Origin of the sequence: Acidovorax sp. 1608163 (assembly GCF_003669015.1) — a bacterium.
Lineage (GTDB): Bacteria > Pseudomonadota > Gammaproteobacteria > Burkholderiales > Burkholderiaceae_C > Acidovorax.
On sequence record NZ_CP033069.1, the window covers coordinates 1,696,563 to 1,720,244 of the forward strand.

At 64.5% G+C, this 23,682-nt stretch carries 17 protein-coding genes and 2 pseudogenes; 6 read left to right on the plus strand and 13 right to left on the minus strand.

All coding sequences use genetic code 11. From position 1 onward, the window contains the following. Positions 1–31: 31 nt before the first annotated feature. Positions 32–1,147 carry a ferrochelatase gene (hemH, locus tag EAG14_RS07650; RefSeq protein WP_121728509.1) on the minus strand — a complete coding sequence of 372 codons (1,116 nt, stop codon included), beginning with the start codon at positions 1,145–1,147 and terminating at the stop codon, positions 32–34. A 59-nt stretch (positions 1,148–1,206) separates the two neighbouring features. On the opposite strand from hemH, the gene EAG14_RS07655 reads away from it, so the two are divergent. From EAG14_RS07655 to EAG14_RS07670, 4 genes are all read left to right on the plus strand, one after another. Further along, on the plus strand, positions 1,207–1,947 hold the full coding sequence (locus tag EAG14_RS07655) for an HAD family hydrolase (RefSeq protein WP_121728510.1): 741 nt from the start codon (positions 1,207–1,209) through the stop codon (positions 1,945–1,947). Between the two features lie 81 nt (positions 1,948–2,028). Continuing rightward, positions 2,029–2,877, plus strand: coding sequence for a DUF2189 domain-containing protein (locus EAG14_RS07660; protein ID WP_099658692.1), 849 nt, complete (start codon positions 2,029–2,031; stop codon positions 2,875–2,877). Beyond that, positions 2,874–3,086 carry a DUF2788 domain-containing protein gene (locus EAG14_RS07665; protein WP_099655904.1) on the plus strand — a complete coding sequence of 71 codons (213 nt, stop codon included), beginning with the start codon at positions 2,874–2,876 and terminating at the stop codon, positions 3,084–3,086. Before EAG14_RS07660 ends, EAG14_RS07665 begins: the two co-directional genes overlap by 4 nt. A gap of 158 nt (positions 3,087–3,244) precedes the next feature. After that, on the plus strand, positions 3,245–4,570 hold the full coding sequence (locus EAG14_RS07670) for a hemolysin family protein (RefSeq protein ID WP_121728511.1): 1,326 nt from the start codon (positions 3,245–3,247) through the stop codon (positions 4,568–4,570). Between the two features lie 34 nt (positions 4,571–4,604). Here the strand turns inward: EAG14_RS07670 and EAG14_RS07675 are convergent, their stop codons facing one another. The 12 genes and pseudogenes from EAG14_RS07675 to hpnC all read right to left on the minus strand — a co-directional run bounded on the left by EAG14_RS07675 (position 4,605) and on the right by hpnC (position 18,772). After that, positions 4,605–5,639 carry a tripartite tricarboxylate transporter substrate-binding protein gene (locus EAG14_RS07675; protein WP_099741497.1) on the minus strand — a complete coding sequence of 345 codons (1,035 nt, stop codon included), beginning with the start codon at positions 5,637–5,639 and terminating at the stop codon, positions 4,605–4,607. Between the two features lie 30 nt (positions 5,640–5,669). After that, entirely contained in the window at positions 5,670–7,121 is a 1,452-nt protein-coding gene (locus EAG14_RS07680) for a sensor histidine kinase (protein WP_121728512.1), read from the minus strand. A gap of 9 nt (positions 7,122–7,130) precedes the next feature. After that, a complete protein-coding gene (locus EAG14_RS07685; RefSeq protein ID WP_099655900.1) occupies positions 7,131–7,796 on the minus strand; it encodes a response regulator in 666 nt (221 codons plus the stop codon). Positions 7,797–8,016: 220 nt separating this feature from the next. Continuing rightward, positions 8,017–9,021 carry a tripartite tricarboxylate transporter substrate binding protein gene (locus EAG14_RS07690; RefSeq protein ID WP_099655899.1) on the minus strand — a complete coding sequence of 335 codons (1,005 nt, stop codon included), beginning with the start codon at positions 9,019–9,021 and terminating at the stop codon, positions 8,017–8,019. Positions 9,022–9,154: 133 nt separating this feature from the next. Then, a complete protein-coding gene (locus EAG14_RS07695) occupies positions 9,155–10,138 on the minus strand; it encodes a sensor domain-containing diguanylate cyclase (protein ID WP_240456965.1) in 984 nt (327 codons plus the stop codon). Between the two features lie 24 nt (positions 10,139–10,162). Continuing rightward, positions 10,163–10,555: pseudogene (locus EAG14_RS23720) on the minus strand (hypothetical protein); the annotation flags it as partial. Continuing rightward, positions 10,465–12,570: pseudogene (locus EAG14_RS23235) on the minus strand (PAS domain-containing protein); the annotation flags it as partial. The pseudogenes EAG14_RS23235 and EAG14_RS23720, both read right to left, overlap by 91 nt. A gap of 268 nt (positions 12,571–12,838) precedes the next feature. Beyond that, the gene (hpnE, locus tag EAG14_RS07705) at positions 12,839–14,200 is read right to left on the minus strand and encodes a hydroxysqualene dehydroxylase HpnE (RefSeq protein WP_121730358.1); all 1,362 of its coding nucleotides are present in this window, start codon (positions 14,198–14,200) and stop codon (positions 12,839–12,841) included. Beyond that, positions 14,200–15,039 carry a presqualene diphosphate synthase HpnD gene (hpnD, locus tag EAG14_RS07710; protein ID WP_121456443.1) on the minus strand — a complete coding sequence of 280 codons (840 nt, stop codon included), beginning with the start codon at positions 15,037–15,039 and terminating at the stop codon, positions 14,200–14,202. Before hpnD ends, hpnE begins: the two co-directional genes overlap by 1 nt. Positions 15,040–15,149: 110 nt before the next feature. Continuing rightward, positions 15,150–16,046 (minus strand): amino acid ABC transporter substrate-binding protein, encoded by an 897-nt coding sequence (locus EAG14_RS07715; protein ID WP_240456966.1) that lies wholly within the window; start codon positions 16,044–16,046, stop codon positions 15,150–15,152. 105 nt (positions 16,047–16,151) lie between these two features. Beyond that, positions 16,152–17,552, minus strand: coding sequence for an L-serine ammonia-lyase (locus EAG14_RS07720; protein WP_121728516.1), 1,401 nt, complete (start codon positions 17,550–17,552; stop codon positions 16,152–16,154). Positions 17,553–17,869: 317 nt separating this feature from the next. Then, positions 17,870–18,772, minus strand: a complete 903-nt coding sequence (gene hpnC, locus EAG14_RS07725; protein ID WP_121728517.1) for a squalene synthase HpnC — start codon at positions 18,770–18,772, stop codon at positions 17,870–17,872. Positions 18,773–19,177: 405 nt separating this feature from the next. Here hpnC and EAG14_RS07730 point away from each other — a divergent pair, with 405 nt between their 5' ends. Further along, entirely contained in the window at positions 19,178–20,395 is a 1,218-nt protein-coding gene (locus tag EAG14_RS07730) for an efflux RND transporter periplasmic adaptor subunit (protein WP_099655894.1), read from the plus strand. An 8-nt stretch (positions 20,396–20,403) separates the two neighbouring features. Next, a complete protein-coding gene (locus EAG14_RS07735; RefSeq protein ID WP_099655893.1) occupies positions 20,404–23,577 on the plus strand; it encodes an efflux RND transporter permease subunit in 3,174 nt (1,057 codons plus the stop codon). Positions 23,578–23,682 lie beyond the last annotated feature (105 nt).

A 23,682-nucleotide genomic window follows, 5' to 3' on the forward strand; every position in this document is an offset into this window, starting at 1 on the left:
TTGCGCGGGGCAGCGTTGCGCGCACCGCTTGTCAGTGTGCCACCGGGCAGCGGCCCTGCGGTGCGCCGCCTGCATGGGCGTGCTGGCGGGCATCTTCCAGCGCGGCTGCGCTGGCCACTTCGGTGGGCCAACCTTGCAGGTGCTGCTGGGCCACGCGGCTTAGCGCGCCAATCCATGCATGGTTGTCGTTGAGGCAGGGGATGTAGTGGAACTCCTTGCCGCCGTGGTGCAGGAAGGCTTCGCGCACTTCCATGTTGATTTCTTCCAGCGTCTCCAGGCAGTCGCTGGTAAAGCCGGGGCAGATCAAGTCCACACGGCGCGTGCCTTTCTGGGCCAGGGCTTCGATGGTGGGCTGGGTGTAGGGCTCCAGCCACTTGGCCTTGCCAAAGCGCGACTGGAAGGTGATCTGGTAGCGGTCTTCGCGCAGGCCCAGGCGCTCTGCCAGCAGGCGGCCGGTTTTGCGGGCCTCGCAGTGGTAGGGGTCGCCCAGGTGCAGGGTGCGCTCGGGCACGCCGTGAAAGCTCATCACCAGTTGGTCCGGCGGGCCGTTGTGCTTCCAGTGGGCTTCCACGGTGCGGGCCAGGGCATCGATGTAGCCGGGGTCGTCGTGGTAACGGTTCACAAAACGCAGCTCAGGCACGTTGCGGGTGCGGGCGGCCCAGGCGTACACCGCATCGAACACGCTGGCGGTGGTGGTACCGGAGTATTGGGGGTACAGGGGCAGGATGAGGATGCGCGTGGCGCCTTCGGCCTTGAGGGCATCGAGCTGGCTGGCGATGGAGGGGTTGCCGTAGCGCATGGCGTGGCGCACCAGCACCTTGTGCCCGGCCTCGCCCAGCCAGCCGCGCAGCAGGGTGGCTTGCTTGGCCGTCCACACCGCCAGGGGCGATCCCTCGGGGGTCCAGACGCTGGCGTACTTGGCGGCCGACTTGGCGGGGCGCACGCGCAGGATGATGCCGTGCAGGATCAGCATCCACAGGGGCTTGGGGATCTCGACCACCCGGTGGTCTGACAGGAACTGGCCCAGGTAGCGCCGCAGCGCGGGCGCGGTGGCCTCGTCGGGCGTGCCCAGGTTGCACAGCAGCACAGCGGTGCGCTCGGGTTGGCCATGGGTGTAGGGGGGTTCTGGGCGGAAGGGAGATCGCATGCGCCGATTGTGGCAAATGCGCCGGGGCTGCCGCGGCGGTGGAGTATTCTCAGGCACCTATGCTTGCCCCACCTCTTGATGCGCATCAAACCGCCCACCCAGCCCCGGCGCTGGACGTAGGCCGCGTGCGCGCCATCTCCATCGACCTGGACGACACCCTGTGGCCCATCTGGCCCACCATTGCCAAAGCCGAAGAGGTGCTGCTGCAGTGGCTGGCGTTGCATGCACCGGCCACGGCCAGGCTGTTTGCCAACACCGATGCGCTGCGCGCCATTCGCAACCAGATGGTGCACCTGCGGCCTGATCTGGAGCACGACCTGAGTGCCTTGCGCCGTGAATCCATCCGAATGGCGCTGGTGCAGGCGGGGGACGAGCCCACGCTGGCCGAGCCGGCCTTCGATGTATTTTTTGACCAGCGCCAGCGCGTGGAGTTGTTTGACGACGCGCACGACACGCTGGTCTTTTTGTCAGCCCGCTATCCGGTGGTGGCTTTGTCCAACGGCAACGCTGATGTGCACCGCGTGGGCATTGGGCATTACTTCAAGGCCAGCATCAACGCCAAAGACTTTGGCGCCCCCAAGCCCGATGTGCGCATTTTTCAGGAAGCCGCCCGTGCCGTGCAGGTTCAGCCGCACGAGGTGCTGCACGTGGGAGACGACGCTACGGCCGACGCCCTGGGCGCGCTGGGGGCGGGCATGCAGGCGGTGTGGTTGAACGCCGCCGGGCAGGCGTGGCCGCACGGCGCCCAGCCCCACGCCACCGTGAGCAGCCTCACCCACCTGTGCCGTTTGCTGGGTTGATGGCCGAAATGGCCCGGTTCAGCAGCCTGCCTTGCTCCTCTATTTGTTCGACTGTTTAGCTTGACGATTGGTGAAACCGCCATGCCCAAAACACCCCTTCCCTTGCCGCAGGTGCGCACCATTGGCCTCATGCAGCCCATGACGTGGCTGGTGCTGGCCTGGCGTGACATGGCCCGCGCTGGCTGGATCAGCTTTGCCCATGGCTTGGCATTGACCGCTTTGGGGGGCGTGATCCTGGCCCTGGCGCACAACCGCTTTTGGTTGCTGGCAGGGGCGTTGTCGGGCTTCATGGTGGTGGCGCCGGTGCTGGCCACCAGCCTGTATGCCCTGAGCCGGGCGCTGGAGCAGCGCCAGCCCGCAGGCATGGCAGTGGTGCTCAAGACCTGGTTCAACTGGCAAAACAGCCACATCAACAAATGGGGCAACGACTACTGGTGCATGGTGCAGTTTGGCTCGTTGCTGGCGCTGGCGGCCACGGGCTGGGTGCTGACCTCTGCGGCGTTCATCACGCTGCTGACGCCGGTGCCCGTGAACACACCCATGGACTTCATGCGCCATGTGGTGCTGGCCAACGATGGCTGGTTGTTTGAGTGGTGGCTGGCGCTGGGCAGCCTGCTGGCGGCGCCCATTTTTGCGTCGAGCGTGGTGGCCATGCCGCTGCTGCTGGACCGGCGGGCATCGCTGCGCCTGGCCGTGTTGACCAGCTGGCAGGTGGTGGTGGCCAACCCGCTGCCCATGGCGTTTTGGGCGGCTTTGATTCTGGGCTTTACGCTGCTGGGGCTGGGCTCCTTGCTGCTGGGGCTGATTTTTGTGATGCCCATGCTGGGCCATGCCAGCTGGCATGCCTATCGCGATCTGGTGGACGCTTCGAGCCTGCCGCTGCGTGATACCTCGGCACCCCAAGGGCAACGCAGTGGAGTGGCATCGTGATTTTTGGTTTTACCGAAGCGCAAATTTCGGGCTTCTTCCTCACCTACGGGGTGGGGGCTTTTATCCTGTACATGCTGTTCATCATTGGCCAGCTGGCATGGGAGTCCAAGGCGGGGCGCTTTGGCACCTTCGTGCTGTTCCTCGGATTGGGCGTAGGGTTCATCGGCTTTTTGGCCAAGGTGGTCATTCAGTGGTGGCTGGAGCGGTAAGTTCTGTTCAGGGGGCTCGATATCGGTCGCAGGCCCAGCCAAGCATGTTTCTTGCGTGCCACAACGTGCATGCATCTGTAGGCTTTTCATAAGCTTTTTGCAGAGTTTCTTACAATCAACCGCTTCTTGGTACACAGGGTGCGTTCGGCACCCTTCTTATGGAAATAGCAATACTGTTCGCCCTCATCTGCCTCAATGGGGTGTTTGCCATGTCGGAGATTGCGCTTGTCACAGCGCGCAAGGCCCGGCTGCAAAAGTTGATTGATGAGGGCGACAACGGCGCAGCCGCTGCCGTCAAACTGGGGGAAGACCCCACGCGTTTTCTCTCCACCATCCAGATCGGTATCACGTCGATTGGTGTGCTCAACGGTATCGTCGGCGAGGCCGCTTTGGCCGAGCCTTTGGCGATCTGGCTGGCTTCTGTCGGCGTGCCTGCGCCGTATGGCAGCTACGCGGCCACGGGCCTGGTGGTGTTGCTCATCACCTATTTCTCTATCGTGGTGGGCGAGTTGGTGCCCAAGCGCATCGGGCAGTCATACCCCGAAACCTTTGCCCGCTTGGTGGCGCGCCCCATCAATTTGCTGGCGTTGGCCACCAAGCCGTTTGTGTTGTTGCTGTCGGGTTCGACCCGCATGCTGCTGCGCTTGCTGGGCGTAAAGGAAACCAGCGGCAGCCCCGTGACGGAAGAAGAGATCCACGCCATGCTGGTGGAGGGCACCACCGCAGGGGTGATCGAATCGCACGAGCACACCATGGTGCGCAATGTATTTCGCCTGGACGACCGCCAAATTGGCTCGCTCATGGTGCCGCGCGGCGATGTGGTGTGCCTGGACCTGGACGCACCGTTTGAGGAAAACCTGCGTCGCATTGAAGACTCGGACCACGCCCGCTTTCCGGTGGTGCGTGGTGGCATGGACCACTTGCAGGGCGTGATCAATGCGCGGCAGTGGCTGTCTCGTGCGCTGCGCGACCCCAAGCACACCTTGACCGACCAGCCCTTGCAGACCGCGCTGTATGTGCCTGAGACCATCACGGGCATGGAGTTGCTGGACAACTTCCGTCTGTCGGATGTGCACATGGCTTTCGTCATTGACGAATACGGCGAAGTGCAGGGCATTGTCACGCTGCAGGACTTGATCGAGGCCATCACCGGCGAGTTCCAGCCACGCGACCCTGAGACCTCGTGGGCGCTGCAGCGCGAAGATGGCAGCTGGCTGTTGGACGGACACATTCCCGTGCCAGAGTTGAAGGACCGCCTGAACCTGGACGCCGTGCCTGAGGAAGAGCGCGGCCGCTACCACACCCTCAGCGGCATGGTGATGCTGCTGACGGGCCGCCTGCCCAAGGTGACAGACACCGTGCAGTGGGAAAACTGGAAGCTTGAAGTGGTGGACATGGATGGCAAGACCATCGACAAGGTGCTGGCCACCCGCATGGAAACTACGGACGACGCTCCCGCAGACAGCACCGAGCCTGCGGCCTGAGGTCTTTCAAGCCCAATGCGCCCCGTTGAACGGGTCAGGGCGCGGGGGCCTTCCACAACCGCAGCCCCAGTTCCTTGGCCAGCGCTCGGTAGTCCTCTACGCTTTTTTGTACAAATGCCTCCAGTGCCGCTCCCGTCAGGCGGTGGGGGGCCAGCCCATGCTCCTGGCACAGCGCGGCGTAACCTGGGGCGCTGTGGGCTTGTTCAAAGGCAGCCGTCCATGCGGCCACAGCGGCATCAGGCGTGCCTGCTGCCATATAAACGCCCCGCACGGTGGGCCACACCAGCGCCACGCCTTGCTCGGTGGCCGTGGGCACGTCGCGCAGCCGCCCCGGGAGCCGGGCCGGGGCGAGCACCGCCAGCAGCTTGAACTGGGCGCCTTTGGACAGGGCCTTCATGGCTTCTGCCGCATCGCCGGTGAACACGCCCAAGTGGCCACTTTCCAGCGCCTTGATGGCTTCGCCACCACCTTCAAATGACACAAAGCGCATCTTGCGTGGGTCTTGATCTGCGGCCCGCACCAGCAGTGCGGCTTTCATCCAGTCCTGGCTGCCCAGGGTGCCACCAGCGCCAAACACCAGCTTGGAGGGCGCTTCGCGCAGGGCTCGCACCAGCTGCGGCAGGCTTTGGTGGGGGCTGTCGCGGTGCACGGCAACCACGCCGTAGTCGGTGCCCAGGGTGGCAATCCAGCGCACGGCCTGCACTGGGTGCGGGCCAAAGCGGCCTTGCGCAATGTTGAGCAGCGACCCGCTGGAGAACGCCACCAGGGTGCCCGGTCCCCCCAGCCGCCCGCTGGCAGCCTGGTCAAATGCCACGGCCCCGATGCCCCCTGGCAGGTAGCGTGTGTGCAGGGCGTTGGCCTGGGGCCGTACCCTGGCGATGGCCTGTGATGCCACAGCACAAGTCAGATCAAAGCCGCCACCGGGCTTGGAGGGGGCAATGCATTCAGCGCCTGCGAATGGGGCCACGGCATCTGCGGCCCAACTGCCGCAGGGCAGCAGCGCGGCAGCGGCGGCTTGCAGGGCTTGGCGGCGCGATGGAGTGAGGGGCTGGTGGGTGGGCGCAAACATGGGGCGGGTGGGCTGGGAGCCTGATTATGGTCACGCCCCGTTGGGGGCCGGTGAGGGCCACCACACCAACACCCGCAGCCCTGGGCCATGCTCGCGCGCCTGCAACCGCAGTGTGCCCTGGTGCCGCTGCGCAATGGAGCGTGCGATGGCCAGCCCCAGCCCTGATCCAGGCGCCTTGGCTTGTGCTCCCCGCCGAAAGCGCTGGCCCAGTGTGGCGCGTTCTTCCTCGCTCAAACCAGGCCCGTCGTCTTCTACGCTCAGGCTCCAGCCCAGATCATCGCCAGCGGCTGCCAGTGTGACCGTGCCGCCCGCCGGTGTGTAGGCAATGGCATTGGCGGCCAGGTTGGTCAGGGCCTCGCGCATCAGGTGGGCGTCTGCCATGGCCATATTGCGCGATGGCGATGGGGGGTGGATGCCAAAGTCAATGTGCTTGGCGCGGGCCTGGGGCAGCAGCTCCAGCGCCACGCTGCGCAGCAGGGCGGCCAAATCCATGGGGGTGCAGTCCAGGGCCGCCGTATCGCTGCGGCCCAGGGCCAGCAACTGCTGCGTGCTGCGCGTGGCGCGGGATATTTCTGCGCCCAGGGCTCCCAGCGTGCTCTGCACTGCGGCAGTGTCGGGCTCGCGCCGGGCGCAGTCGATCTGCATTTGCAAAGTGGTCAGGTGCGTGCGCAACTGGTGGGAGGCATCGTCCAAAAACTGGCGCTGCTGTGCAATCAGCGCCTGGCTGCGCGCCATGTGTTGGTTGACTGCCGAGACCAGTGGCAGGATGTCGGCAGGCAAGTCTTGGGGGGCGATCGGGTCCAGGTCTTCGGGGCTGCGGTCTTGCACCTCTTGCGCCAGACGGGCCAAGGGGCGCAGCGCCAAGGCCAGCGTGCCTGCAGAGCCCAGCACCATCAGCGCCAGGATCAATCCGTCGCGCAGTGCTGCGCGGCGCACAAACCGCTGGGTGAAATCCTGGCGCGACTGCGTGCTTTCCCCCACCTGCACCAAAACCCCTGGCGCAGCCTCTGCGGCAAAAACTGTGGACGGCGTGGGGCGCTGGTAGGCCACCAGCCGCAGCGATTCGCCAAAATAGCTGGCGTCGTAAAAGCGCGGCACGCCGGGCGCCAAGGGGTCCGGTGGCAGGGGCAAATCGGCGTTGCCCAGCTCAACCAGAGCATCGGAGGACGCCACGCGGAAATACACCGAGCCGCTGGCGGTCAGCTCAAAAAATTCGAGCATGCTGTAAGGCAGTTCGGCCGACAGCCCGCCCGACGCAGTCGATATGCCCGCATCAATGGCCTTGAGTGCCCCCAACAGCGAACGGTCATAGGCTGCATTGGCGGCTTCGAGGGCGTCGTGGCGTGTCATCCACAGCTCTAGCGCCGTGACCAGCGCCAAAAGAGGGAGCAGCACCAGTGCCAAGCGTTGCCACAGCCGGGTGCGGGGGCGCTGCCTGTGGGGCTGCGGCGGTGCCTTCTGCACCCCGGCGGCCTGTGGCATCGGCCGCATTCAGTCGCACTCCAGTGCGTAGCCCAACCCTCGCAGGGTGGTGATGCGCACGCCGCTGCCCTCCAGGCGTTTGCGCAGTCGGTGCACAAACACCTCCACGGCTTCGGGGTGCACGTCCTCGTCGTCCGAGAAGACGCGGTCCAGAATCTGTTGTTTGGAAAAAGGCTCGCCACTGCGCTGCACCAGCACCCGCAGCACCGCTTGCTCGCGGGGTGACAGGGGCAGGGGGGCGCCTTGCAGTGTGAACTGCTTGCGGGCGCTGTCGTACACCAGCGACCCGCAGGCCAGGCGCGGGTGCTCGGTGCCGCGCGCGCGGCGCACCAGGGCATGCAGTCGCGCCTCCAGCTCGGCCAGCTCGAAGGGTTTGGCCAAAAAATCATCGGCCCCGGCGTTGAGCGAGCGCACGCGCTCTTCCAGTGAGCTGCGGGCCGTCAGGATCAGTGCGGGCAAGCGCTGATCGCGTTCGCGCAGGCGCTGCAACACGGTCTGCCCGTCCAGTCCTGGCAGCCCCAGGTCCAGCACCAGCGCGTCGTAGTCTGACTGCTGCAGTGCCCGGTCGGCCAGGCGCCCATCGGTCACCCATTCGACCTGAATGCCTGCGTGCTCCAGCGCACGGCTGAGCCAGGTGCCCAGGCTGTGTTCGTCTTCGGCCAAAAGGATGCGCATGATGGGGCGATGCTACCGTTTGTGCGGATGGCGTAGCGCTTGCATCCAGCGGTGGGCCATTCAACGCTGCACGGCGCGCAAGCGCCAGCAGTCAGCCTGCGACCACGCGCTGCCCAGGTCAGGCAGCCGTGCAAGGGCCGCGCCGCCGCACTGGCTGCATCCCCCTTCCCGACTCGCGCAGCGGGGCGAGAGAAGGGGGAAACGCGAAGCGGCTCAGGGGTTAATCGGGTTTGACCTTGGCGCGCAGCAGCACTTTCTTCCAGCGCTCTTGCTCAGCGGCGATGAACTGCGCAAATTGTGCCGGTGTACCGCCAATGGCCTCTGCCGCATCGGCGTTGAGCCGCTCCAGCGATGCAGGGGCCTTGACGGCTTTCATGGTCTCTGCTGAGAGCTTGTCGAGGTTGGCGGCAGGCATGTTGGCAGGCGCGAGCATGCCGTACCACTGTGTCATCTCAAACCCCGGAAAGCCTTGCTCTGCCACGGTTGGAACATCGGGCAACTGCGGCAACCGCTTGGCTGAGCCTGTGGCAATGCAGCGCACTTTGCCGGATTTGATGAACGGCAACATGGCGGCTGCGCCCACGGCCGAAGCCTCAAGGCGGCCCGACAGCAGGTCGGTCATCATGGGGCCGGTGCCGCGGTAGGGCACGTGCAACATGAACAGATCGGCCGTCATCTTCAGGTATTCAAACGCTAGGTGGCCGGCACTGCCATTGCCCGCAGACCCGTAGCTGAGCTTGCCGGGGTTCTTCTTGGCGTAAGCAATGAATTCTTTGAGATTCTTCACCGGCACATCGGGGTGCACCACGTACAGGCTGGGCACCTTGGCCAGCAGACTCACGGGCTTGAAGTCCTTGTTGGCGTCGTAGGGCAGCTTGTCAAAGATGAACGGGTTGACCGCCAGGGTGCCGATGTGGCCCAGGATGAGGGTGTGCTGGTCTTCAGCGCGTGCCACTTCCGACATGGCAATGTTGCCTGCCGCGCCCGGCTTGTTGTCCACGAACACGCTCTGACCGAGGGTTTTGGACAGCTCGGCCGCCGTGGAGCGCGCCACGATTTCAGAGCTGCCGCCGGGGGCAAAGGGCACGACAAAGCGCACTGACTTGCTGGGCCAGGCTGCTTGTGCAGAGGCCAAGGACGGCAGCAGGCCGCCCAGGGCCAGGGCAGAGCCTGTGCCCAGCCACTGGCGTCTTGTGGGGTGAAGGGAAGGGGTGTTTTTCAACATGGTCTTGTCTCCTAGTGTTGTTGTGATGTGGTGGTAATGATGGCGCGGCTTGCCTTGGTCGTCCATGATGGGCGGAGTTCAGCAACGCTTGAAATCCAGAGCATGTTGCCGCGCGCTAGCTTTCGGAATGCTGTCAGTGTGGCGACTTTGCCGGGCTGCCATGGGGCCGTTCGGGCGCGGCCGTCCCAGACGCTGGTGCCTGTACCACGCGGTTGCGTCCGGTGTTCTTGGCTTCATAGAGCGCCGCATCGGCGCTGGCCAGCGTGCTGCCCGAGTGGGTGCCAACAGTGCAGGCGCCCACGCTCATGGTGACCCGAATGGTCTGGCCCGTGTCGCTCAGTATCTGGCTTTGCTCCAGCGCGGCGCGCAGGCGCTCCGCAATTCCCAGACCCTCTGGTACGGTGGTGTCAGGCAGCAGCACCGCAAACTCTTCACCACCCAGGCGCCCGGCCATGTCGTCCTTGCGCAGCAGGTTGCCGCGCAGCAGCTTGGCCAGGTGCATGAGCACCTGGTCGCCCGTGGCGTGGCCCCAGGTGTCGTTCACCCGTTTGAAGTGGTCCAGGTCCAGCATCAGCACCATGGCCGGTGGGGCCCCATGGGCAATGTGGGTGATTTCTGCCTCCAGCCGGGCCATGAAGGCGCGCCGGTTGGGCAAGCTGGTGAGTGTGTCTGTGGTGGCCAGCCGCTCCAGTGTGCGTTCGTGGCGGCGGCGCTCGGTGATGTCTTGCGCCAGCCACAGCCTGCCCAGGTCGTCTCCCCGTCCGGTGCGCATCAGGATCAGGTCAATGCGTGTGGTGCGCCCGTCTTGCAAGGTGACTTCATAGCTCGCACTGGAGCCCTCGTTGTGCGGGTTTTCGCGGGAGGGAAGCACGGCCCTGGCTTCGGGGGGCACCAGTGCCAGCAGCGCCTCGCGATCGCAGCCAACCAGGTCCTTGGAGCGCGCGGGCACGTTGAATAGATCGCACATGGCCTGGTTGATGACCACGGCGTTGCCTGCCTGGTTTTGCACCAGCACGCCACCCGGGAAGTGCTGAATCACCTCCAGCAAATGGGCCTGGGCGGTTGCCAGCGCCTCTTCCGTTTCGCGCCGCTCGGTGGTGTCCACCAGCGTCCACACAATGTCACCTTCGGGGTGTTCTGGGTCCAGCGGTGTGCCACGCATCGAGAACCAGCGCAGCGCGCCGCTGGCCGTGCGCAGCAGGTATTCCACCTGCACCGCGCCGTGCAGGCGCACGGTGTCCACATATTGGCGAAACTGTGCGTAAGACGCTTCGTGGCGGTGCAGGGCCTGCGTGCTTTTGCCTTGCAAGGGCAGGCCGTCTTCCGAGAAGGTTTCCACTGCGCGTTGATTGGCCAGCGCAATGGTGCGCTCGGGGTGGTGATGAGCAGGGCTGCCGCTGCGTTGTCGAGCAGCGCACGGCGCAGGTGAGCCTCCTGCATGCGTTGGGTGATGTCTGTCTGTGTACCGATCACCAGCGCCGACCGCCCTGCGGCGTCGGGGGCGACCTGGCCTCTGATCTCCACCCAGCGCCACGTGCCTTCTTGGGTGCGCAGGCGCGCTTCCACGTCAAAAGGCTGTCCGAGCGCGACTTGGCGTTGCAGCGTGGTCAGCACGGACGCGCGGTCGTCAGGGTGTACCAGGCGCTTCCAGGTGTTCACATGCAGGGGCGCTGGCAGAGTGGCATAGCCCAGGATTTCGTGGCAACGGGTGTCCATCAGGATGGTGTCGGAGTGCGTGTCCCACTCCCACAGCCCGTCTTGAACGGCCGCCATGGTCAGGCGCAGCCGGGCTTCGCTGCGGCGTAGCGTCTCCACCATGGCGTGCTGCTCGGTCACATCGTGGATGTAGCCGTGCCACAGGGTGCTGCCATCGGGCTCACGCTCGGGGTTGGCTCTGCCCGCCAGCCAGCGGACTTCGCCATCAGGCCGTATTTGGCGCCATTCAAAGGACCAGGCCTCCAGCGTGTCTGCAGACTGCCGGATGCTGGCCGCCAGCCGATCCATGTCCTCTGGGTGCACACTGGCAAAGGCTTGGTGTGCATCGGTTTGCGCCAGTTCGGGCGTGATGCCGTAGATGTCCATGATGCCTGGGCTGGCATAAGGAAAGCAGGCGCTGCCGTCCGTGCGCAGCCGGAACTGGTACACCGTGCCTGGCACCTGGGCCAGCAGTTTGGACAGGCGCATTTGCATCTCGGCGCGCGCGGCTTCCGCCTCATGCCGTTGGGTGACATCCAGGTAGGTGCCTGCGATGTGGGGCGTCGTCTCCATTGCATCTGGGTCCACCAGCTTTCCGCGCAGGTGCACCCAAATCCATTGGCCGCTTTGGTGCCGCAGCCGAGGTTCGGCTTCAAAGTAGTCCGTCTCGCCCCTTGCATGGGCTTGCAGCGCCTCGCGCCATTTGACCCAGTCGCTGGGGTGCATGAAGGCCTGCAATTGCTGCTGATTCAGTTGCTGGGCTTGCGGCGGCAATCCGAGCAAGGTGGGCCAGCGCACATCAAACTGCATCTCGTCTGCGCCCAAGGGCCAGTACCAAGTGCCCAGCTTACCGCCCTCCAGCGCCAGGCTGTAGCGTTGCTTGTGGCGCTGCAGCTGCGTGTGGTCCTGCTTTTGCCGGGCAAACAGAATGGCAATCCAGATGGCAGCCAACAGCAGGGCTCCGGTACCCAGTGCATTGCGCCAGCGGCTTTCTCGCACGGCAATGCGTGTAGTCGCCAAAGCTTGGTCGCGTCCCAGCCCTACGCTGACGACCAGGGGGTAGTTGGTCAGGCGCTGCCAGGCATACAGCCGCTCTATGCCATCGACAGAGGCGTGGCTTTGGTACTGCCCGCTGCTGCGCTCGGGGTGGCTCAGAAACTCGCTCTCAGGCGGCATGTTCTGGTCCAGCACCTCGCTTTGCAGATGGGAGCGCGCCAAATAGGCCCCGTCGGCGCGAACCAGCAGTGCCACGTCTTCGCCTTGAGTGAACACTTCACGGAAGTTGCGTGAGAGGTACTCTGGATTGACCGACAGCACCACCACGCCACCAAAGCGTCCTTGGTGCTCCACCGGGTAAGACATTTGCACCGACCATTGGCCCGAGAGGCGCCCCAGGGTCGGACGGCTGATGTAAATGTGCTGCCCAGCGTTCAGCGTATGGACCTGAAAATGCGCACGGTCTTCGATCGAGACCGCATTGGTCTGTAGCCCGTCGGATGGGGTCAACGAGGAGTAGACGATCTGTCCATTGGCGGCTGCGACGGCAATCTGCAAGAGGCTGCCGGGCGGAAAAGTGGCCAACGCATTGCCTGCAGCCAACTGGAAGGCATGCTGCGGATCGCTTTCGTACAGCACTGCCAGGTTGCGTGCAAGATATTCAAGGCCGCCCATCAGCGTGCCCACTTGCACTGCCAACGTGCGCGAGACCTGGCTGGCCCGCAGTTCGGTCTGCGCCTGTGCAAAGGCGAGCTGATCACGTTGTTGGCCCAGAAGCTGCCACCAATAACCCGCACAGGCCAGCAGCAGCAATACCAGGGTGCCAACAATGCGCCAGTGGGCGAGGATTTTTTTCATGGCGCACTTCCGGTGGGCGGCATGGGAGGGTGGGCTGGAGGCCCCGCAGTGCAGCCAAGGGCCTGGGCCAGGTCGCCTGCGGTAGGCAGTCTGGCCGTGGGCGGTGTACCGATGCACGCCGCATTCTGGGAGAGGACCGGTAGGCGGTCATTGGGCTGCATTGCTCCCAATTTTATCGCCGCGTAGCCGGTTGTAACGGGTCTTGATGTGAGATCAAGACAGCGATCCCTGTCCATTCTTGGGGCGAATGCAGGGTATTTGATGCGGCTCAAGAAACGGCGGCGGAGGCTCGAATGGGGTTGCGGCCCAGCAGGTGTTGAGCCGCCTGCAGGCCGCTCATGGTTGCGCCTTCCAGCGTGGCTGGGTAGGGGCCTTCCGTGTAGTCACCCGCTGCGCACAAGCTGGGCAGCAGCGCCACGGCAGGGCGTTGCAGGGCAGGGGTGCAGGCGAAGGTGGCGCGTTTTTCCACCACGGTCTGCAGGGGGATGAGTCCACTCAGATCCAGCTGGCGCTGCGCCTGTTGCAGCACTTGCTGCTCCAGCGTGGCGCGGTCTTGCTCGCTGGCACTCACGACAAAAGCCAGCAAGCCGGGTGGGCCACCCAGGTGGCTGCGGTCAAACACAAACTGTGCAGGCTCCTGCGGTGTTGGGCGCAGCGCCAGCATGGGCTGCGCCAAGGTGTGCCCCATGCCTGTCGTGTCTGCCGCGTGTGGAGCCAGGGCATACACGGTACCGATGGCCGTGAAGCGCAGTGCTTGGGCGGTGTCTGCCCACTGGGTCATCGGGGCTTGTGCTGCCTGAGGCATGCTGGGCAAGGCCACGCGCACCAGGCGGGCGGATTCGGTGCTGTGCGTGGCCAGTACCAGGGCGTCAAAAGGCACACCATCCACCAGCCAGCCTTCGGTGGCGCCGGTGTGGGTGTGCTGGAGTTGCTGCACACGCTGGCCGGTGTGCACGGTGGCGCCTTGCGTCGCCAGCCACCGGGCGGCAGCCTCGGGGAACAAGGCGCCCAGGTCCATGCGGGGTAGCAGCAGGTTGGAGCCCCCCCGGCCACTGAAGAGGCTGTCGCGCAGCACGCGCAAAAACACCTGTGCGCTGGCCTCGTGGGCCGGGGTGTTCAGGGCCGATACGCACAAGGGCTCAATGAACTCTTGCAGCAGGCGCGGCGTGAGGCCGTGGCACAGCTGCGCCACCGACCAGTGTGCGTCGCACTGAAACCCTCGGATTTGCCAGCCCGCACAGGCGCGCAGCAAGGCCAGCTTGTCGGTCCAGCGCCAGCCCCGGGCGCGGGCCACGCCCACCAGGGCGTCCCATGGCGGGGGCAGGTCAGGCAGTTGCAGCCCGGTCTGGTCAGCGTAGGTCAAGGCCAGCGGGGTGCGCAGCAAGGCGCTGGGCACATCAATGCCCACCGTGCGCATCAGGCCCAGGGTGTGGGTGTATGCACCGATCAGGATGTGCTGGCCGTTGTCGAGCGACAGTTCGGCGCCATCGGCCCCGGTCACAGGTACGCGCCGGGCCCGCCCGCCCAGGGTGCGCGCGGCTTCCAGTACGGTGACTTGGTTGCCGCCTTGCGCCAGCGCTACGGCGGCGGCCATGCCGGCCCAGCCACCGCCGATCACGGCCACGCGCATCACATGCGCCCCAGGGCCTGGACCTTCCATGCCAGCCAGAACTTGCGCAGCGGCGTGAGGCGAATGCGCTGGTGCAGCACCTGGAAGTTCTCGTGCTCGATTTCCCGCAGCAAGGTGCGGTAGATGCTGGCCATCATGAGGCCAGGCTTTTGGGTGCGCCGGTCTGCCGCAGGCAGCATGGCCAGGGCTTCGTCGTACAGGCTGTGTGCACGTTCGGCCTGAAAGCGCATCAGGGCCGTGAACTTGTCGGAGTACTGGCGCTTGAGGATTTCGTGTGCTTTCACATCAAACTGCTGCAACTCACTCACGGGCAGGTAGATGCGGCCTAGCATGGCGTCTTCGCCCACGTCGCGGATGATGTTGGTGAGCTGGAACGCCAAGCCCAGGGTGTGGGCGTACTGCGTGGTGCGCTCGTCGGTCTGGCCAAAAATGCGCGCAGCAACCTCGCCCACAATGCCTGCCACCAAGTGGCAGTAGCCCTTGAGGCCCGCAAAATCAAGGTAGCGGGTTTGTTCCAGGTCCATCTGGCAGCCGTCGATGACGGCTTGCAGGTGCCGCTGCTCAATCCCGTAGTCTTGGGTGTGCGGCATCAGGGCCTGCATCACCGGGTGGGTGGGCTGGCCGCCAAAGGCCTTGGCCACTTCGGCTTGCCACCAGGCGAGCTTGGTGCGCGCAACGCCCGGGTCAGAGACTTCGTCAACGACGTCATCGACTTCGCGGCAAAAGGCGTAGAACGCCGTGATGGCGGCGCGCCGTGGCGCTGGCAGGAACAAGAAGGCGTAATAGAAGCTGCTGCCCGAGGCGGCGGCTTTTTGTTGGACGTACTGTTCCGGTGTCATGGGGCGGGATTGTCCCATGGGCTGCGGGGCCTGCATCCAAGATTTAGCGCTGTGCTGGCAGGCCCCACCCCTGGGGGGCAATTGCCAGCCACAGCGCAGCCGGGGCTTGTTTAGAAAGCGATTTGCTCTACGCCAATGTCACTGGGGCGGCGCAGGGCTTCCTTCATGAACATGCTGATGGGCAGGGTGCCTTGATCAGAACTGAACCATTTTTTGTACAGCGCGGTCATTTCGCCGTTTTGGATCATGCGACGGGTGACGCGGTCCACCAGCTCCTTGAACTTGGGGTCGCCCTTGCGCAGCCCGATGCTGTAGGGCTCGACCGACAGACGCTTTTCCAGGAACTGGTAGTCGTTCATGGACTTGCCCAGTCGGGTCAGCGGGATCCAGATGCCGGCATCGTCGGCAAAGGCGGCATCGGCCTCCCCCTTGGCCAGTGCGTTCACAGCGTCCAGGGTGCTTTCGACCAACACGTAGTTGAACTTGCGGGTGAAGGTGCGCTCGTTGGCACGCAGCAGGTTTTCGTTGGTGGTTTTGCCTTGCACCGCGATCTTTTTGCCTTGCAGGTCGTCCAGCGTCTTGATGTTGGAGTTCTTGCGCACCAGGAAGGCCGACGACGCCACAAAGATGTGGTGGCTGAAGGAGATCTCTTTTTGCCGCGCCGCCGTGTTAGCGGTGCCGCCGCACTCGAGATCAACCACGTTGTCCTTCACGTCGGAGATGCGGTTCTTGCCGTCCACCAGCAGGTAGTTCACGCGCAGGTCGGGGCGTTTCAGTTCTTTTTTAATCTCTTCAAAAATCTGCAGGCAGATATCGACCGTATAGCCCTGGACCTTGCCGGAGCTTGTGTCCTTGTACGAAAACGGCAGAGACTTTTCGCGGTGCCCCAGGCGCAATTCGCCAGAGCTGGCGATGCGCGAGAGCGTGTCTTGGGCGAATGCGGGGACGCTGGCCACAGCCAGGGCTGCCATCAGAGCCCAGGGACGCAGTTTGGAAGAGAGTTGCATCTTGATGAATGGAGGTGAATAGTGCGGTGGGTGTGCCCTGTCACACCCTGTCCCCCCATTGTGATTCGACCCGTGCCCTGTGTGCGCGTACTTGGTTGCGGCGCGTCAGCATTCCACAACGTTTACGGCCAGACCGCCGCGCGAAGTCTCCTTGTATTTGCTTTTCATGTCGGCGCCGGTCTGCATCATGGTCTTGATGACCTTGTCGAGCGAGACCACATGCTGCCCATCGCCGCGCAGGGCCATGCGCGCGGCGTTGATGGCTTTGATGGCCCCCATGGCGTTGCGCTCGATGCAGGGAATCTGCACCTGCCCGCCTACCGGGTCACAGGTCATGCCCAGGTTGTGCTCCATGCCGATTTCTGCGGCGTTTTCCACCTGCTCAGGCGTGCCGCCCATCACGGCGGCGAGGGCGCCTGCGGCCATGGAGCAGGCCACACCGACCTCGCCCTGGCAACCCACCTCGGCCCCGGACAGAGATGCGTTGATCTTGTAGATGATGCCTATGGCCCCGGCGGTGAGTAAAAAAGTGGCAATGCCCTCGTCGTTGGCGCCTGACAAAAAGCGCACGTAGTAATGCAGCACGGCCGGAACCACCCCGGCGGCGCCATTGGTGGGGGCCGTGACCACGCGGCCACCGGCCGCGTTTTCTTCGTTCACCGCCATGGCGTACAGGTTCACCCAGTCCAACATCGACAGCGGGTCGCGCAGCGCGGCCTCGGGGTGGCTGCTCAGGCTGCGGTGCAGCTCGGCCGCGCGGCGGCGTACACGCATGGGGCCGGGCAACTGGCCGGTGGCTGCGCAGCCGCGCTGCACGGCCGCCGCCATGGTTTGCCAGATGTGCTGGAGCTGGCGCTGCACTTCGGCCGGGCTGCGCCAGTGCTGCTCGTTGGCGGCGGTGATCTGGGCCATGCTCAGGCCCGTGGCGTGGCATTGCGCCAACAGCTCTGCGCCGGTGCTGAAGGGGTGGGGCAGCCCTTGGCCATGGCCCTGTACGTCACGCCCTGCGGCCGGGCCAGGGTTGGTTACGCGCTGGCCTTGCCCGTCCACCACAAAGCCGCCGCCCACAGAGTAGTACTCGCATACCGCAATCTCTTCACCTTGGACATTGAAGGCGCGAAAGCACAGCCCGTTGGGGTGGCGCGGCAGGCTTTTGCGGCGCAACTGCAGGTGTTCTTTGTCGACCCAGGGCACCGCATGTTCGCCCAGCAGTGCCAGCGTTTGCTGGGTGCGGATCTGGGCCACAGCGGGGGCGATCTGGTCGGGGTCCATGGTGTCGGGTTCGTGGCCGGCCAGACCCAGCAGCACCGCAGTGTCGGTGCCGTGGCCCACGCCTGTAGCGGCGAGCGAGCCGTACAGCTCTGCCGTGACGTGGTGCACAGCCGCCAGGCCGTGGCTGGCCCGCAGATGGCAGGCAAATTGCCGCGCCGCAATCATGGGCCCCACGGTGTGGGAGCTGGAGGGGCCGATGCCGATTTTGAAAAGATCGAAGACGCTGACGGACATGGGGTAGGGTGTGGGGCCGCAGTGCTTTTGGCGCTGCGCTGGCGTTGTGGGGCCGCAGGTTGGGTGGCTGCAGAGAGGCCCCTAGGCTAGCCGCTGCGCCGCAGCCGGGGCATGCGCACAATCCCTGCCCAGCCTGCGTTTGCCGTGGGGCCTGGCGGGTGGACAGGGCGGTGGGCTTGCATACCGTTCTGCTTACTTGCTATCAAAATAATAGCTTACAGCGTTTGATGGATAAGCGCTAGAGTGCATTTTTGCTTGAAATGTGCGGCCGGTGTAGCGCGGGCGCTTCAGTGGTGCTTGCTGCCCATGAATGTTTCTTACATTGCGATGGCGCGCCCCAGCATCACGCACCAATCCCACGCGTGCAGGCGGGGGCGGGTGTGCAGGCTGGCGCCGTTGAGGGCCTCGACTTTGTCCAGAATGCGCAAGCCGCCTTGCACCACCAGCCGCAGCTCCCAGCCCATGCGGCCAGGCAGGCGGTGCACCAGGGGGGCGCCCCGCAGCATGGTGGCGCGGGCCCAGGCGGCGCTTTCCATGATCAGGCGCATGTTCTCCGGGGTGGGCTGGCGTGCCAGCAATTCGGACTGGCAGGCGCCATGCGCGGCGCAGTCGGCGCGGGGCAGGTAGTGGCGATTGCGTGGAATGTCCACGCTCAGGTCTTGCCAGAAATTGGCCAATTGCAGCGCGGTGCAGATGGCGTCGCTTTCTTGCAGGGCCTGTGCGCTGTTCACACCATATAAGTGCAGCAGCAGCCGCCCCACGGGGTTGGCCGAGCGGCGGCAGTAGTCCAGCAGCTCTTGGCGGTCGGCGTAGCCTTCTGCGTCGCGGGTTTTTTCCACGTCCTGGGCAAAGGCGCTGAGCAGGTCTGTCAGCAACCCTAGCGGCAGCTGGTGGCGTTTGAGCATGCCCTGCAGCGGCAGGAACACCGAAGCCCAACGCGTGCTGGGGGGCTGGCCTTGGGCAATGGCCTGCAGATCGGCCTCAAACGCGGCCAGGTCCTGCAGGCGCTGTGTGGCCGGGGCATCGCCCTCGTCGGCAATGTCATCGGCGGTGCGTGCAAAGGCGTAGATCGCCCGGATGACGGGGCGCAGAGGGGCGGGGCACAGCAGCGAGGCGACCGGAAAGTTCTCGTAATGGGTCACGGCTGCGGGCTGCGGCGCTGCGGCGCTGGGCAGGGGCGCCGCAGCAGGGGCGGATGGGGTGCGTTGTTCAGGCTTCATTGCGGCGTGGATTGTCGCTTGACAAGGTCATGTGCATCCCATAGATTACTAACCAGTCAGTCAGTAGCTGATTTGGCGGCTGGCTGTTCGGGGTCCGTTCACATCATTTTCCAGACAACGCGCGCCAGGGATCCTTTGTGCGAATCGAGCGGCAAGTGTGCGCTGCGGGTCGGGATGGGCTGCAACAAAGCAGACCGCCCGAGACCGTAGAGGCGCACGGCACGGTGATTCGTGCACAGGGGCCCTGGGGTCTGAGCCTTCAGGCCTTGTGGGTGCAGCGGTGCGCGCGTGTTTGTGCGCGCGGATGGAAATCGTTGGCGGGCCCTTGGCTGTGGCGTCTCTGCAAAGCCTCGTTGGCAGTGTGGGGCGTCCCTGGTCGCTCTTTTTATCTTCATCGGATCTCCCATGCGTACACCTTCCGCTTCGCGGCCCGTTCACAGGTTCACCAGGTATCTACCGCTTTTGGGCGCAGTGGCGCTGCTGGCGGCATGCTCGCGTCCCGAGCCACCACAAGAGCCGGTGCGCTCGGTCAAGCTGATGACGGTGGGCCTGGGCGCGCTGCAGTCGCAACTGGAATATGCCGGTGAAGTGCGCGCCCGTGTGGAGTCGCGCCTGGGCTTTCGGGTAGCGGGCAAGATCGTGCAGCGCCAGGCCGAGCTGGGCCAGCGCGTGAAAGCGGGCGATGTGCTGGCGCAACTGGACCCCAAAGACTACCAATTGGCCGCCGATGCAGCCCGTGCCCAACTGGCCGCAGCCACCACGCAGCGCGACCTGGCCGCCGCAGACTACAAGCGCTATGCTGCGTTGAAGGACCAGAACTTCATCAGCGGTGCCGAGCTGGAGCGCCGCGACACGACGCTCAAGGCTGCGCAGGCCACGCTGGACCAGGCCCGCGCGCAATTGGCATCACAGGGCAACCAGACCACGTACACGAGGCTGGTGGCCGATGTGTCGGGTGTCATCACCGGCATTGATGCCGAGCCGGGCCAGGTGGTGACTGCGGGCACGCCAGTGGTGCGCATTGCGCAAGATGGTGCGCGCGACGTGGTGTTTGCCGTGCCGGAAGACAAAGTGGCCCTGATGGCTGCCGGGCAAGAGGTGTCAGTGCGTGGCTGGGCGGGTGGCAACACCATCGCAGGCAAGGTGCGCGAGGTGGCCGCCAGCGCCGACGCCAGCACCCGCACCTTCCAGGTAAAGGTGGCGATCGACCGGGCCGAATCCCCTGCGCTGGGCGCTACGGTGTATGTCACGCCCAAGGCCTTGAGCCATGCGGGCGCGCCGGCCATCAAGCTGCCCACCAGCGCCTTGCGCCAGGAGGGCCAGGCCACAGCCGTTTGGGTGTACGACCCTGCCACCAGCACCGTGAAGTCACAGGTCATCCAGATTGCGACGGCCGATGGCAACGACGCCGTGGTGTCGTCAGGCCTGACGCCGGGCATGCAGGTGGTGTCCACCGGCGTGCATGTGCTGTCTCCGGGCCAAAAAGTTATGGTTTATCAACAAAAATCGGCTCCAGCGCCCGTTGGTAAAGCGCAAGCAGCTACTAATTCAGTAGCGACTGATGCGGCTGCATCGGCCGCCGCGGCTTCGGCTGCCGCAGCATCCCAGCCCGCCGCCAAGTAAGGCAGACCATGAGCCAGAACCAACCAAAAGAGGGGTTCAACCTCTCCAAGTGGGCGCTCGACCACCCAGCGCTCACGCGCTACCTGATGGTCGTGCTGATGCTGCTGGGCTTTGCGGCCTATTTCCAGCTGGGGCAGGACGAAGACCCGCCTTTCACCTTCCGGGTGATGGTGGTGCGCACCTACTGGCCGGGCGCTACGGCGCAGCAGGTGGCCGAGCAGGTGACGGACAAGATCGAGCGCACGCTGCAGGAGGTGCCTTATGCGGACAAGATTCGCAGCTACTCCAAACCCGGCGAGTCGCAAATCATCTTTCAGATCAAGGACTCCTCGCGCCCTGCAGAGGTGGCCAACGTCTGGTACACCGTGCGCAAAAAGGTGGGCGACATGCGCTACACCTTGCCCACGGGCACGCAGGGCCCGTTCTTCAACGACGAGTTCGGCGATGTGTACGGCGTGATCTACGCGCTGGAATCCGAAGGCTTCAGCTACGCTGAACTCAAGACCTTTGCCGACGATGTGCGCCAGCAGCTGCTGCGCGTGCCCGATGTGGCCAAGGTCGAGCAGTTTGGCGTGCAGGACGAAAAGCTGTTTGTCGAAGTCTCGCAAAAGCGCTTGTCGCAATTGGGGCTCGACTTCAACCAGGTGCTGTCGCAGCTGGGCCAGCAAAACGCGGTGGAGCCTGCCGGCGCGGTGCAAACGCCGCTGGACCAGGTGCAGGTGCGTGTGGGTGGTCAATTCAACGCCATTGAAGACCTGCAGGCTATGCCCATTCGTGGCCCCTCTGGGGCGCAGTTCCGCCTGGGCGATATTGCCGAGGTCAAGCGCGGCTATGTGGACCCGGCCACGGTGAAGGTGCGCCACCAGGGGCGTGAAGTGGTGGCGCTGGGCATTTCCATGGCCAAGGGCGGCGACATCATTGCCCTGGGCAAGGCTTTGGAAAAGGTCACCCACAGCATCAGCACGTCACTGCCTGCGGGTGTGAAGCTGGTGAACGTGCAAGACCAGCCCAAGGCGGTGTCCACCTCGGTCAATGAGTTTGTGAAGGTGCTGATCGAGGCCGTGGTCATCGTGCTGGCCGTGAGCTTCATCAGCCTGGGCCTGCACAAGCGCCCCGGCAACCAGCCGCTGTGGAAGCGCTGGTACATCGACCCTCGCCCCGGGCTGGTGGTGGGCATCACCATCCCCATGGTGCTGGCCGTCACGTTCCTGGCCATGTGGTACTGGAACATTGGTCTGCACAAGATTTCGCTGGGCTCACTCATCATCGCGCTGGGTCTGCTGGTGGACGACGCCATCATTGCCGTGGAGATGATGGTGCTGAAGTTGGAGGAGGGCTACGACAAGGTGCGCGCGGCCACCTTTGCCTATGAGCTGACGGCCATGCCCATGCTCACTGGCACGCTGATCACTGCGGCAGGTTTTCTGCCCATCGGCATCGCCAAGTCGATGACGGGCGAGTACACCTTTGCGATTTTTGCCGTGACGGTGATTTCGCTGGTGCTGTCGTGGGTGGTGTCGGTGTACTTTGTGCCGTACCTGGGCACGTTGATCTTGAAGGTGCCGCCGCATGTGCAAGCTGCGCAGGCGCAAAAAGGCATCACCGACGACCCCCATGAAGTGTTTGACAGCCCGTTCTACACGGCCTTCCGGCGTCTGGTGAACTGGTGTGTGCAGTACCGCTGGATCACCATTGGCCTGACGGTGCTGACCTTTGCGCTGGGCATTGTGGGCATGGGCAAGGTGCAGCAGCAGTTCTTCCCTGACTCCAGCCGCCCGGAAATCATGGTGGAGGTCTGGTTCCCGGAGGGCACCTCGTTTGAGGGCAATGAAGAGGTGACCAAGCGCGTGGAGCAACGCCTGCTGACCGAAGCGGGGGTGAATTCGGTCACCACCTGGGTTGGCTCGGGTGTGCCACGGTTTTATTTGCCGCTGGACCAGGTGCTTCCGCAAACCAACGTGTCCCAGCTCATCGTGCTGCCCACCGACCTGAAGGTACGGGAGTCGCTGCGCATCAAGCTGCCTGCGCTGCTGGCGCAGGAGTTTCCGGAGGTGCGCGGGCGGGTGAAGCTGTTGCCCAACGGCCCGCCTGTGGCTTACCCAGTGCAGTTTCGTGTGATGGGGCCTGACCCATTGGTGTTGCGTGAGCGCGCCGATGAAGTGAAGGCCGCCCTGCGCAAGAACGCCGACATGCGCGGCGTGAACGACAACTGGAATGAGTCTGTGAAGGTGCTGCGCCTGGAGGTGGACCAGGACAAGGCGCGGGCCCTGGGGGTGACCAGCCAGTCGATTGCGCAGGCTGCCAAGATCATTTTGGCGGGCTCGCAAATCGGGCAGTTCCGCGAGGGCGACAAGCTCATTGACATCATGCTGCGCCAGCCGCTGGACGAGCGCAACGCCATCACCGACATCGGCAGTGCGTACCTGCCCACTGCATCGGGCAAGGCCATTCCGCTGACCCAGATTGCCAAGCCAGTGTTCACCTGGGAGCCTGGTGTGATGTGGCGCGAAAACCGTGACTACGCCATCACCGTGCAGGGCGATGTGACAGAGGGCATCCAGGGTGCGACGGTGACCGGTGCCCTGCTGCCCGGTCTGCGCGAGATCGAGGCCCAATGGCATGCCGCAGGGCAGGGGGCTTATCGCATTGAAGTGGCGGGTGCTGTGGAAGAGAGTTCCAAGGGATCGGCCTCGATTGCTGCGGGCATCCCCATCATGCTGTTCATCACCTTCACGCTGTTGATGCTGCAACTGCACAGCTTCAGCCGTGCCATGCTGGTCTTCTTGACCGGCCCCCTGGGGCTGGCGGGGGTGGCGGGGGCGTTGTTGTTGCTCAACCGTCCGTTTGGCTTTGTGGCGTTGCTGGGCGTGATCGCGCTGATGGGAATGATCCAGCGCAACTCGGTGATCCTGATCGACCAGATCGAGCAAGACCGTGCGCGGGGTGTGCCTGCCTGGGATGCGATCGTGGAGTCGGCCGTGCGGCGTTTGCGCCCCATCGTGCTCACAGCCGCCGCCGCCGTGCTAGCGATGATCCCGCTGTCGCGCAGTGTCTTCTGGGGGCCGATGGCCGTGGCCATCATGGGTGGTCTGGTGGTGGCCACGGTGCTGACGCTGCTGGCTTTGCCCGCCATGTATGCCGCCTGGTTCCGGGTGCGTCGACCGACGGCGGAAGTGCTTTGAAACAGGTCTTCGTTTTAATTGCCCCGTACATCAGGGTAAAATAGAAGGTTGACCGATTTCACACAGGCGGCGAGCTGTGCTTGCCGCCTGTTTGTTTGTTAAACC

Coding starts and splice junctions, on each gene's coding strand:
- EAG14_RS07675 (WP_099741497.1), bottom strand. CDS start 5,639: ATGTTTGCGCCCACCCACCAGCCCCTCACTCCATCGCGCCGCCAAGCC.
- EAG14_RS07690 (WP_099655899.1), bottom strand. CDS start 9,021: ATGTTGAAAAACACCCCTTCCCTTCACCCCACAAGACGCCAGTGGCTG.
- EAG14_RS07715 (WP_240456966.1), bottom strand. CDS start 16,046: ATGCAACTCTCTTCCAAACTGCGTCCCTGGGCTCTGATGGCAGCCCTG.
- EAG14_RS07680 (WP_121728512.1), bottom strand. CDS start 7,121: ATGCCACAGGCCGCCGGGGTGCAGAAGGCACCGCCGCAGCCCCACAGG.
- EAG14_RS07655 (WP_121728510.1), top strand. CDS start 1,207: ATGCTTGCCCCACCTCTTGATGCGCATCAAACCGCCCACCCAGCCCCG.
- EAG14_RS07670 (WP_121728511.1), top strand. CDS start 3,245: ATGGAAATAGCAATACTGTTCGCCCTCATCTGCCTCAATGGGGTGTTT.
- EAG14_RS07720 (WP_121728516.1), bottom strand. CDS start 17,552: ATGTCCGTCAGCGTCTTCGATCTTTTCAAAATCGGCATCGGCCCCTCC.
- EAG14_RS07735 (WP_099655893.1), top strand. CDS start 20,404: ATGAGCCAGAACCAACCAAAAGAGGGGTTCAACCTCTCCAAGTGGGCG.
- EAG14_RS07685 (WP_099655900.1), bottom strand. CDS start 7,796: ATGCGCATCCTTTTGGCCGAAGACGAACACAGCCTGGGCACCTGGCTC.
- EAG14_RS07660 (WP_099658692.1), top strand. CDS start 2,029: ATGCCCAAAACACCCCTTCCCTTGCCGCAGGTGCGCACCATTGGCCTC.
- hemH (WP_121728509.1), bottom strand. CDS start 1,147: ATGCGATCTCCCTTCCGCCCAGAACCCCCCTACACCCATGGCCAACCC.
- hpnD (WP_121456443.1), bottom strand. CDS start 15,039: ATGACACCGGAACAGTACGTCCAACAAAAAGCCGCCGCCTCGGGCAGC.
- hpnC (WP_121728517.1), bottom strand. CDS start 18,772: ATGAAGCCTGAACAACGCACCCCATCCGCCCCTGCTGCGGCGCCCCTG.
- EAG14_RS07730 (WP_099655894.1), top strand. CDS start 19,178: ATGCGTACACCTTCCGCTTCGCGGCCCGTTCACAGGTTCACCAGGTAT.
- hpnE (WP_121730358.1), bottom strand. CDS start 14,200: ATGCGCGTGGCCGTGATCGGCGGTGGCTGGGCCGGCATGGCCGCCGCC.